The following is a 12221-nucleotide window of genomic DNA, read 5'->3' as shown; positions in this document are numbered from 1 at the left end:
TTTAGATTTGTCTGGGCTGGTTAAAAGTCATTTTTCTGGTTGCTGCTGTCGCTTTTTTTTCCCGCGAGCCGCAGCCAAAGCCCCGAGCCCCAGTATAGTGCCGAACATCGTGACTGGTTCGGGAGCTACCTCGGCTGAAATGATGAAGTCTTGGAAGTCAGCGTCGTTTCCTCCTCCAGCATCGTCGAAGGAGATTTTTGCGCCCTGAGCCAGTTGGGCCAATGTCAGCAATGAATATTGCTCTGGGCCTTTACCGCCGTTGACGTTGATAAATGAGTCGCTGGAGTTGTAGTCGAGCTTAAAGTCCCCAAATACCGCTTGCTGACAGCCCGTGAGCACACAGTCATCTCTCCGAAACTGGGTGTTGGCGGCAAACCAGTCGGGGCTGTTCATGAAGGTGCTTGAGGAGACATACTGCTCGAATGGTTTGCCCGTGCCGCTGTCACTCCACAGCAGCAGGGCATAAGTTTGATTTCCCAAAAATTTGAAGGTTTGGGTGATGGAGCCGTTGTCCGATGTGACAGCGTTGCCGAAGCTTCCCTTCGATTCATCGGCTGCGCCGTTATCTGAGGGTTGAAGCTCGTAAAACAGTTTGGCGATGTTGGTGTATCCTGTGTTTCCTGACTGAGCTTGGGCTACCCACAAGCTGGACTGGTAACTGCCGTGTGATTCGTTGAAGGTAAAGTTTATGCTTGTATCTTCATCGAATTGGATGCCCTTTGTGCCAAACATGAAAGCTTGGACGGGCGCGCAGATGCTTAGCAAGATTGTGGTTGCCAAGCTGGCGATGGTAAAAGATGTTTTTTTGACTAGCGTTAAGGTAGTCATAACCCTGATTCCTCCAATGTTGTTAGGTAGTAAGGCGGGAAACGCACTTTTCCCGTGATGGGAAGAGACGATCGCCCCTTATGCGATATTTAGGACTATGGCCATAGCTGCAAAAGAAACTTTACAGCAGTGACTCTACAGACTGATATCACTTAGGTGTGTCCTGATATTAAATCAGTGTTTGTAATTCTAAGAGTTTTCACTGACACTCCATGTGCCACACTTGAATTTGTAACAGCAAGATTTTAATCGCATCTCCATTTCCAACCTACTACATTTATTTTGATCCGCAAGAGTCTCAAACTAACTGTAATACTTGCAAATATTAGGTTCTATCAAAAATACAGAATATTTTTGATAGCAGCTTTATAAAGTTTTGGTAAAGTCAATCAAAAAAATATAAAGTTTACGATCGAAGCTCGGCTGTTCGACCAGCGCTCGAAGCGGGATGGAAGCTGTTATAAGGTGTGCAGAAGAGTGCGGAGGCGACTGCGAGTAGGGATTTGAGCGTGTTTTTTGCTGCTTTCAGCAAGTGGTGGCTACAGGCGATCGATACTTGCGTATTTTTGACTAATATACTGAGTGATTTTTTACTCCTGATTATCGGATTCCGCTTCGTATTTTTACCAGCAGTCCCGAACGCATCAACCCGGTTTTTCAAGGTAATGGCGTGAGTCGATTTTCCATTTTTCGATTTGAGATGCTTCGACTTACATCGACTTGCTTCGACTTCGCGCGCTCACAAGACGCGAGCGTACAAGTTTGAGACTTACAAGGGCAGATGAATCTAGGAGTTTGAACTTGAGTCTAAAATTTTGAGCTTTCCAAGACAGAAGTACGTCACACGGTATCCGTTATCCGTTTTTGTGGGGTGTCAGAGAAGTAGTGAAAGTGGAAATAATAAACCCAGTTTTATGGCAGGTTTCTGAGTGCTATAAAAAAAAGTTTCTAAGTAGAAAGGCGTAAATATTTGTAGTTGGGATGAGGCAGGAGTCAGGAGACAGAATACAGGAGGGATTGGGGTTTTAGCCTCATTTATCTTTTTTAACACAGTTGTGTTTTTCCCCACCGACTTACCTACGTAAATCCTAGTAATTAAATACATACATTTTTCCCTATTCCAATTATTAGATAATAAAAAATCTTGCCATTCTATTGACATGAATAGTTTTTAGTAGTAAAAATAGGAGATATCGATCGATAGTCCGCACAATTTTTGGGGCAGCGACCTAAAGCTACATTCTACCGTTAAAATTTCACAGAGTGAGGAAGCTCTCACCCGCCTTCTACCGTTGGTGATTGAAAAGTGTCTGGACTATTGATAAATACGATCGCACTTTAAACAAAATATTTAAGCACAATGACAACCAACAAACTACATTTGCTCGGATGGTTATTCATTGTTGGCTGGCTGAGTGCCGGGGCTATGGGTTCGGCAAACGCGCAACCCATCACCCCGGCACCGGACGGCACTAACACAGTTGTTACTCCCAACGGCAACCACTACGACATTTCCGGGGGGTCTTTCAGCGGAAATAAGGCTAATCTTTTTCACAGTTTTACTCAGTTTGGCCTCAGGGAAGGTCAAACGGCTAACTTTCTGACTAATCCCAATATTCAAAATATTCTGGGGCGGATTACTGGGGGAAATCCTTCTTTAATCGATGGCTTAATTCAAGTTACGGGCGGCAATTCCAATTTATTTTTGATGAATCCTGCCGGCATGATTTTCGGGCTAAATGCCAGCCTCAACGTGCCGGGATCTTTTAATGCTACTACGGCGACAGGAATTGGTTTTGGGAACAATCAGTGGTTTAGTGCGATCGGCAATAACAATTGGGCAACTTTAATTGGGATGCCAAATAGTTTTGCGTTGACAAATTTCCCAGGGGGAAGCATTGTTAATGCAGGCAATTTGACGGTAGCACCCGGTCAAAGTTTAAGTTTGATCGCTGGTACGGTTGTTAATACAGGTCAGCTAACGGCAGCGGGGGGCAATATTCTCATCAGCGCCATACCCGGTAACAATTTGGTGCGAATTAGTCAAGCTGGAAATTTATTGAGCTTGGATATTCAGCCGACAGCAACTCAAAGTTCGCTGCCGAACAATTGGACGCAACCGGTGTTATCTTTGCCGGAGTTGCTGACTGGCAAAGGTGTGGCACAGGCAACGGGTTTGACGGTAAATCCTAATGGCGAAGTTGTGTTGACTGGGAATGTTGCAGTGCCTGTAACTGCGGGAACTACGATCGCATCCGGCAGTCTCAATGTCTCTGGCAACACTGGCGGTACTGTAAATATTTTAGGCGATCGAGTAGGTGTTATTGCAGGCAATATCGATGCTTCTGGGATTAACGGTGGCGGCAATGTACTGATTGGCGGAGATTATCAGGGTTTGGGTACTGTGCCCAATGCTTTGCGGACTTTTGTCAGCAGCGACTCGACGATTAATGCTGATGCTATTAGTAATGGGAATGGCGGGCGAGTGATTGTTTGGGCTGATGAAACTACTCGCTTTAATGGCAATATTACGGCCAGAGGTGGATTGTTTTCTGGGAATGGCGGCTTTGTGGAAGTGTCGGGAAAGCAATCGCTGGATTTTCAAGGATTAGTTGATTTGCGATCGACCTTTGGCCTCGCTGGCACCTTATTATTAGATCCTACTGATATCACTATTAGTACAGGTGCGGATGCAGGCGGCACTTTAGCAGGGGGAGCATTTACTCCCTCGCTTGGCACTTCTACAATTAATAATGGGACGCTGCAAAATCAGCTAGGTTTGGGAAATGTGACTATTTCTACTGCATCAGGTTTTGCGAATCAAGGCGATATTACAGTCAGCGCTCCGGTATCTTGGACTAATAGTAATTCCCTGACTCTGAATGCTAATAACAGCATATTTGTTAACAAAAATATTACCGCTAACGGCAGCAGTATCACCCTGAATGCAGATTTAGATGGCAGCGGTGCAGGGGCGATCGCCATTACCAATGCTATCATCAACTCGAACGGTGGCAACATCATTTTAGGAGGCGGCACCAACCCGTCAAATTCCCCAGCAGTAGGGACAGCGGCAAATCCCAGCGGAGTTGATCTCACCGGTTCCACCCTCAATGCCGGGACTGGAAATATTTCTATTAGAGGTCAAGGAGTCGCTGGAGTCAGCAACAATCTCGGCATTTCTGTTTCTACCAGCAAAATCACGACGGCTGGGACTGGAAGTATTACTCTCAATGCTACTGGCGGTAATGGAACTGGAAGCGACAACAAGGGGATTAACATTATTACCAGTACAGTGGAATCGATCGGGACAGGGAGTATTACTTTCAACGGTACTGGCGGAAACGGGACATTTAATAATCCAGGGATATCTATTGACAGCAGCACAGTGCGGGCTGGGGGAAATATCAGTCTGACTGGTACTGGTGCTGGAACTTTAACCCAAAACACTGGCGTTAGAATCATCAACTCTACAGTCGAGTCAACGCCCGGCAACGGGACTGTCACCATCACCGGGACGGGGGAAATGGGACGGGCAGCAATGAAGGGATAACTATTGATAATCCCAGTACAGTGCGATCGCAGAATGGAGATATCGCGCTGACTGGAACAGGTAAGGGGAGCGCGGACGACAACACGGGCATTTCGAGTTCAGGGGTGGTGGAGTCCACAGGCACTGGGAATGTTACTCTGAGCGGTGTTGGCGGCAATGGGAATGATGGCAATCGAGGGATATCACTTGGGGCGGGCAAAGTGAGTTCGCTATCGGGAAATGTCAGTCTGACTGGTACTGGTGGTGGGGCTGGGTTTACCAACGAGGGTATATATTTAGATAGTGGTGCTCCTACAGTCAACACCGCAGGCTTGGGAAAGGTGACGTTGACAGGGACGGGCAGTGCAGGGACAGCCAGTAATTCCGGGATATACGTCAACTCAGGCACGGTAAAATCGCAGAATGGAGATATTGCTTTAATTGGTACCGGTGTTGGGACATCAACTAACAACGACGGCATTAACTTCGCCACGGGCCTACCAACGGTGCAAGCTACGGGAACGGGCAATATTAGCTTCACGGGAAAGGCTAACAACAATTCCATTCCAATTAACCTGACCGCCGGTGTGATTGATGCGGCTTTAGGTGGCAATGTCACTTTGACGGGTGATGAAATTCAACTGTTAGGGACGACTCAAGTCAATGGCAAGGGTACTATTACTTTACAGCCGCTGACACCGAGTTTAGGTGTTCTGATAGGCGGCACTCAGAATAACCCTGACGTTCCTCCTTTGAATCTGATTCAGGCGGAACTCGACACGTTAAAAGGGTTTTCGCAAATGGCGATTGGGCGGACGGATGGGACGGGGGCGATCGCCCTTGACCCCGCTGGCGTTACTTTTAATTACCCCGTCACAATTCAAGATTCCACAATTGCAGTCAATGGAAACATTACAGGTAAAAACAACGCTTCAATTACTTTTAATGCTGCAACCACTAACTTCTTAAATAATTCAAATATTGTCACCAACGAACAGAATATTACCTTTGGCGGCAAAGTCTCCCTGGCTACGGGTTCTAATGTCACCCTCGATACTGGGTTAACGAATGCAGGTGACATTAATTTTGGGGGAACGGTTGACGGCGATGGCAACCTAGTTTTGACTGCGGGAACAGGCGTTATTAATGTCAACGGGCCAATTGGGGAGACTACAGGTTTGCGTTCCCTGACAACAATCAATTCTTTCGATGTTAAGAATCCGATCGACTTTTCAATTGAAACTACAGGCAATATTACCGTTGGTAGTATGAGAAATCCCGGACGGGCGATCGCCCTTACCAGCACTAATGGCGATATTGATACGAGTGCAGGGGCAATTGATACCACATCCAGTACCGGAAATGGTGGGTCAATTACACTAAGTGCCAACAATATTAATGCTAGTAATCTTAACTCCAGTTCCACTGCTGGCAATGGCGGAAACATCACACTCACGGGCAAAACAGGCAACATTTTTGCATACTCAGGAGTCGTTAATTCTAGTTCTAGTTCTGGTGCCGGTGGAGATATCGCGATCGCAACTCCCAATGAAGTTGGGATAAATAGCATTGATGCTAATGGATTGCCCGGTACGGGAAATATTAGCATTAGCAGCAATGAGATTGGCTTTTTGGGAGGAGGTTTCGCGCAGGGTAAAGGGAGTTTTTCAATTGAGCCGTTTTCGCCGAATGTCGGAATTCGCTTCCAGGCTGGACTTGGTGACGATCCGCAGGCGATCGATATAGGAGCACCTTTTTTATCCTCATTGCGTAATGGCTTTAGTGCCATTATTTTCGGAGGGAAAACTACTACAGGCAATATCACTGTAGAGAATTTGCCAGTATCTTTTGCCGATCCTGTGACTTTTAATACTCAAGGCACTATTTTTGTCAATCCCAACCAATCGATTTCGGGAACAGATAATGCTTCCATTACTCTCAACGCTACAACTAATAACCTGAAGGGCAATATTACCACTCAATCTCAAAATATCACAATTAACGGCAATACCTTAGTTGGAAATAGTGTCTTAGTGAGCAATGGCAATTCAGCAAGTGGCAATATTCTGTTTAACAATAACATTGATGGCAGCGGCGATCTCACTTTAGAAACAGGTACAGTTAACTTTTCAGTTAAATCGGCGATCGGCAATACTACACCCTTGGGAAATCTCACTGTAAATAGTGCTGGTAAAGCTACATTTAATGCTATCACGGCTACCAGTTTCACCACCAATGCTGGCGGCACAACTACACTTAATGGCGATGTCAAAACAACCGGCAGTCAAACCTACGGAGAAGCTGTCACTGTTGCCAATAATCCCATTCTCACAGGTAGCGACATTACTTTCAATAATACTGTGGACGGCACCAGCGATTTGACGGCGAAGGCGGTGAGCGGTAATGTTACATTCAATGGTGCAGTTGGGAATACTACAGCATTAGGAAATATTACCGCTAACTCTACAGGAACAACTGCATTTAATCAAACAGTCAATGCAGCAAGTTTAACCACAGATGCTGGCGGCACAACTACACTCAATGGCAATGTCAAGACAACCACTGGCGCTCAAACCTACGGAGATGCTGTGACAATTGCCAAGAATCCGACTCTCACAGGGAACGGCATTACTTTCAACGATACTGTTAACTCCAATAACATCGGCAGCGATTTGGCTGTGGATGGGACGACTGGTGATGTTACATTCAATGGTGCAGTTGGGAGCTCAAAGGCGATCGGCAATTTAACAGCTAACTCTACAGGAAAAACTGCATTTAATCAAACAGTCAATGCCGCAAGTTTAACCACAGATGCTGGCGGCACAACTACACTCAATGGCGATGTGACAACCACTGGCGCTCAAACCTACGGAGATGCAGTGACAATTGCCAAGAATCCGACTCTCACAGGCAACGGCATTACTTTCAACAATACTGTTAACTCCAATAACATCGGTAGCGATTTGACTGTGGATGGGACGACTGGTGATGTTACATTCAATGGTGCAGTTGGGAGCTCAAAGGCGATGGGCAATTTAACAGCTAACTCTACAGGAACAACTGCATTTAATCAAACAGTCAATGCAGCAAGTTTGACTACAGATGCTGGCGGCACAACTACACTCAATGGCAATGTGACAACCGGCAGTCAAATCTACGGAGATGCTGTGACAATTGCCAAGAATCCGACTCTCACAGGGAACGGCATTACTTTCAACGATACTGTTAACTCCAATAACATCGGCAGCGATTTGGCTGTGGATGGGACGACTGGTGATGTTACATTCAATGGTGCAGTTGGGAGCTCAAAGGCGATCGGCAATTTAACAGCTAACTCTACAGGAACAACTGCATTTAATCAAACAGTCAATGCAGCAAGTTTGACTACAGATGCTGGCGGCACAACTCAAGTCAAGGCAAATGTCACTACAATCGGCGCTCAAACTTATGCAGATGCAGTGACAATTGCCAATAATCCGATTCTTTCAGGTGACAGCATTACTTTCGATAATACTGTGGATGGCACCAGCGATTTGACTGTGCAGGCGGTGAGCGGTAGTGTTACATTCAATGGTGCAGTTGGCAATACCGCAACATTAGGAAATATTACAGTTAATAGTACAGGAACAACTGCATTTAATGCCGTCAAGGCTGCTAGCATCACCACTAACGCTGGCGGCACAACTCAACTGAATGGCGATGTGACAACTACGGGAAGTCAAACTTATGGAGATGCTGTCACTGTTGCCAATAATCTGATTATTTCAGGTGACAATCTTACTTTTAATGATACAGTTAACGGCAGTAGCGAGTTGACTGTGAATGGGGATACCGGTAATGTTACATTTAATGGTGCAGTTGGCAATGCTAATTCTTTAAGTAAGTTGCAAATTAGCGGAAAAAATATCAATGCAAATTCTGCGATTAACGTAGCTGGCAATATTGGAATTTCGGCTGATACTATCAATTTGCAAGGAGCTTTAACTACTACCAATAACGGCACGCTAATAATTAGCAATACGGGTAATCTAAATATTTTAAATAATCTGAACTTAGACGGTGCATTTAATCAAAATGGCGCGGGAAGCGTGGCCCTGAGCGGAAATATCACCACAACTAATGATAACATTAGTTTTAGCGGCCCGGTGACATTAAAAGCTCCTGTAAATTTTACACTCGGAGATGCAACTATTGCTTTCGGTTCTAGTTTATCGGCAGGTAGTAACCCGCTGACTTTAACTGCCGGTGAAATTGATTTTTCAGGTAACGTTTCTGGTACGGGCGCGCTAACGCTGCAACCAGCAACAGCAGGACAAAATATTGTGGTTGGCGGAACTGATAACAATACTAGCGCTTTAGATTTGACGGGATCGGAACTTAATTTTATTCAAAATGGGTTTAGCTCGATCGCGATCGGGCGATCGGATAGCACCGCCAAGGTTAGTATACCTAATAATCTCACATTTTTAGACCCCGTAACTATTCAAGGGGGAACTGGGACGATCGCACTTGATGGCACTCTGACGGGCAATGACAACAGCAGTATCGCCCTCAACGCTTCCACAATTAATTTAAATTCTGGCATCAATACCAATAAAAATCCGATCGCCCTTAACGGCACTATCCAACTCGGAAACGATATTAATCTCAGTAGCGGCGGCGGAGATATTAAGATAGTTGGTGCGATCGACGGCAATCATTTGTTAAACTTAGATGCAGCTACAGGCAATGTGCTGGTGCAAGGAAATATCGGCGGAACAGCACCACTTTCTGTTTTGAATGTTACCGCAAAGCAAGCGGAATTGACAGGTAATATTGCGAGCAATTCGGGTTTTAATATTGCTGCTGATAGCACTAAATTGGGTGGCAATGTTACTACTAATAATGGCAATATCAATATTAACGGTGTTCTCGGGTTGACGAAAGACGCGATATTGAGCACTGGTGGCGGAAATATTGCCTTTGGAGGTGCGATCGACAGTATTGATGTGGCCCGCAGCCTAAATCTGGATGCAGGTAGCGGCAGCATCACTTTCAGCGCAGCAGTCGGCGCCATTGGACAGTTAGCAAATGTTGCGATCAAAAATGCTGGCGACGTAACAGCCAACTCGACAATTAACGTGCAAAGCTTGCAAATAAATAGCGCGGGAAATATCAATTTATTGGGCAATGTCGCTGCTTCAAATGCTGGAAATGGAGGGACGATTGAGCTTTTGAGCCCGCAGGGAAAAGTGAATGCTCAAGATTTGAATACAGCGGGAAATACGGGCGGGAACATCACCGTTAAAGCTTTAAATTCAATTACGGCGGGACAAATTACCTCCTTCGGTACAGCGGGAAATGGCGGCAATGTGTTCTTAGATCCGATCGGCGATATTCAAGTAAAGTCGATCGATGCACAAGGCGGTACTGGCGGCACCGGTGGGAATGTTTTTATTGAATCGACAGGGGGATTTTTCCGCGCTACTGGTACTTTTTCCACCCCACTTTCGCCGACGGGATTTGCTAGCATTTCTACTGCTGGCGGTGCCGGTGGTGGCCAAATTACAATTGTGCACGCTGGGGGAGATGGAGGGTCGCCGATTCAACCCTTTGTCGTTGGAAATGCTGCTAGCAACGGTACGGCGGGCGCAATTACCACGGGACAATCTAGCATTACATCGCAGTCGTTTCCGCGTTCTAGTAGTGTGGGTAATATTGCGTTTTCGACTGACGACGGGATCGATCCCACGCCGATAACTCCGCCGACAATTCCGCCGACAATTCCGCCGACAATTCCGCCGACAATTCCGCCGACAATTCCGCCGACAATTCCGCCGACAACTCCGCCGACAATTCCGCCCACAACTCCGCCCACAACTCCGCCCACAACTCCGCAGATAATTCCGCAGATAATTCCGCCCACAACTCCGCCGATAGTTCCGCCCACAACTCCGCAGATAATTCCGCCCACAACTCCGCCGACAACGGAAACTATTTCACCAACTATTCCGCCGATAATTCCGCCGACAATTCCGCCAACAACGGAAACAATTCCACCAACTATTCCGCCAACAACGGAAACAATTCCGCCGACAATTCCGCCGACAATTCCGCTGACAATTCCGCTGACAATTCCGCTGACAATTCCGCTGACAATTCCGCCGATAACGGAAACAATTCCGCCGACAATTCCGCTGACAATTCCGCCGACAACGGAAACAATTCCGCCGATTGTTGGGCTGACACCGCCGCTGCTGCAGTCGGTAGCAGTAACTTCGATCGACTTTAACGCATTACCACCCAGGACGATCGCACCCGTCGCCATACCAGCAACACCACTATCGCCCACAGCCACAGCAAAACCAGCACCGCAACCCTCAATCCCCGATCCAGAAGACTTGCAAGGCCGTCGCAAAATTCCACCGCTAGACAATCCCGGCGCTGCTGCCGATCAAATTTTAAGACTTGATTCGAGTATCATCAGTCAGTTGCCCCCGGCATACCAACCGCCAACAGTTCCCAGCAGGGAAACAGCGCCACCACTAACCCCTAATTCTTCTTTAGTTCTGGGATATGTTCCACCTCCCGATCGACTTTTTGAAGGTAACGACATAGAAAAAACAGTCTGGGGAATTGAACAAACAAGGAATCAAGAATTTGGACAATACCTGGGAGTAACAGCCAATCTTCCCGATCAAAAAGTCATGATTGCGACATTCCAACAAACTTTAAAAAATATCGAACAGCAAACCGGCAAACGGTCTGGTATCATCTACATAATCTCGCTAGCCGATCGACTAGAACTAATTTTAGTTCCTCCCGTGGGACGGCCGATTCACTACAGCGTCCCTGAAGCCAACAGAGCAGCTCTTTTCCCATTTGTTCAGGAGTTGCAGGCTGAAATCACCAGTCCGGGAAAACGCGGTACTACGACTTATCTACGCGCCGCCCAGCAATTATATAAATGGGCGATCGCACCCCTAGACAAAGACTTAAAAAACTTAGGAATTCAGACATTGTTACTGTCAGTCGATCCCGGATTGAGGAGTATGCCCTTTGCCGCTTTGCACGACGGTAAAGGCTTCTTAATTGAAAAATACAGTTTCAGCCTCATTCCGAGTTTTAGCTTGACTAATAGCGATTATAAAGCAGTTACAGATGCCACAGTCCTAGCAATGGGAAGGTCAGAATTTGTTAACCAAAAGCCCTTGCTCAGTGTGCCCATCGAATTACAGGCGATTTCGGCTCAGTGGCACGGGCCATCTTTCCTCAATTCGACTTTCACTTTAGATAATCTCAACTCCGAACACGCCAAAAGAGGATTTCGGATAGTTCACCTAGCAACCCACGCTGACTTTCAACCGGGAAAACCAAGCAATTCTTATATTCAACTGTGGAATTCCAAATTGCAGCTCGATCGCCTAGAAAGTTTAAATTGGCGCAATCCGCAGGTAGACTTATTAGTATTAAGTGCTTGTAGAACAGCCTTGGGCGATGGGGAAGCAGAGTTAGGTTTTGGAGGTTTAGCAGTAAAATCCGGCGCGAAATCTGCTTTAGGGAGTTTGTGGTATGTTGACGACGGAGGCACTTTGGCCCTGATGAGCGAATTTTACCACCAGTTGCGAGGAGCCACAACGAAGGCAGAAACTTTGCAACTTGCTCAACAGGCGATGATTGCTCATAAAGTTCGGATGGAAAACGGGCAGTTAGTAACAACAGCGGGCAAATTGAATTTACCGGCTGACTTACAACAAAACCAAGATTTTTCTCATCCTTACTACTGGAGCAGTTTCACCCTAATCGGAAGTCCTTGGTAAGAGGGAAGTTCGGCAACGGATTATGTAACGGATGTAACGGATGTAAGTCTGTCGGAAGAAGA

Annotated in this window: 3 protein-coding genes; 2 read left to right on the top strand and 1 reads right to left on the bottom strand. The window is 46.4% G+C overall.

What is annotated here, in order from left to right; genetic code table 11:
- Nucleotides 1–27: 27 nt before the first annotated feature.
- Nucleotides 28–828, bottom strand: coding sequence for a PEP-CTERM sorting domain-containing protein (locus tag QUA97_RS01795; protein WP_194070329.1), 801 nt, complete (start codon nucleotides 826–828; stop codon nucleotides 28–30).
- Nucleotides 829–2188: 1360 nt separating this feature from the next.
- Here QUA97_RS01795 and QUA97_RS01790 point away from each other — a divergent pair.
- Nucleotides 2189–4381 carry a two-partner secretion domain-containing protein gene (locus QUA97_RS01790; RefSeq protein ID WP_333192514.1) on the top strand — a complete coding sequence of 731 codons (2193 nt, stop codon included), beginning with the start codon at nucleotides 2189–2191 and terminating at the stop codon, nucleotides 4379–4381.
- 20 nt (nucleotides 4382–4401) lie between these two features.
- A complete protein-coding gene (locus QUA97_RS01785) occupies nucleotides 4402–12159 on the top strand; it encodes a CHAT domain-containing protein (RefSeq protein ID WP_333192511.1) in 7758 nt (2585 codons plus the stop codon).
- The last annotated feature ends 62 nt before the right edge of the window (nucleotides 12160–12221 follow it).

This window comes from Microcoleus sp. CZ3-B2, from assembly GCF_036705055.1.
Lineage (GTDB): Bacteria > Cyanobacteriota > Cyanobacteriia > Cyanobacteriales > Microcoleaceae > Microcoleus.
This window is presented reverse-complemented; position numbering and strand designations above follow the sequence as displayed.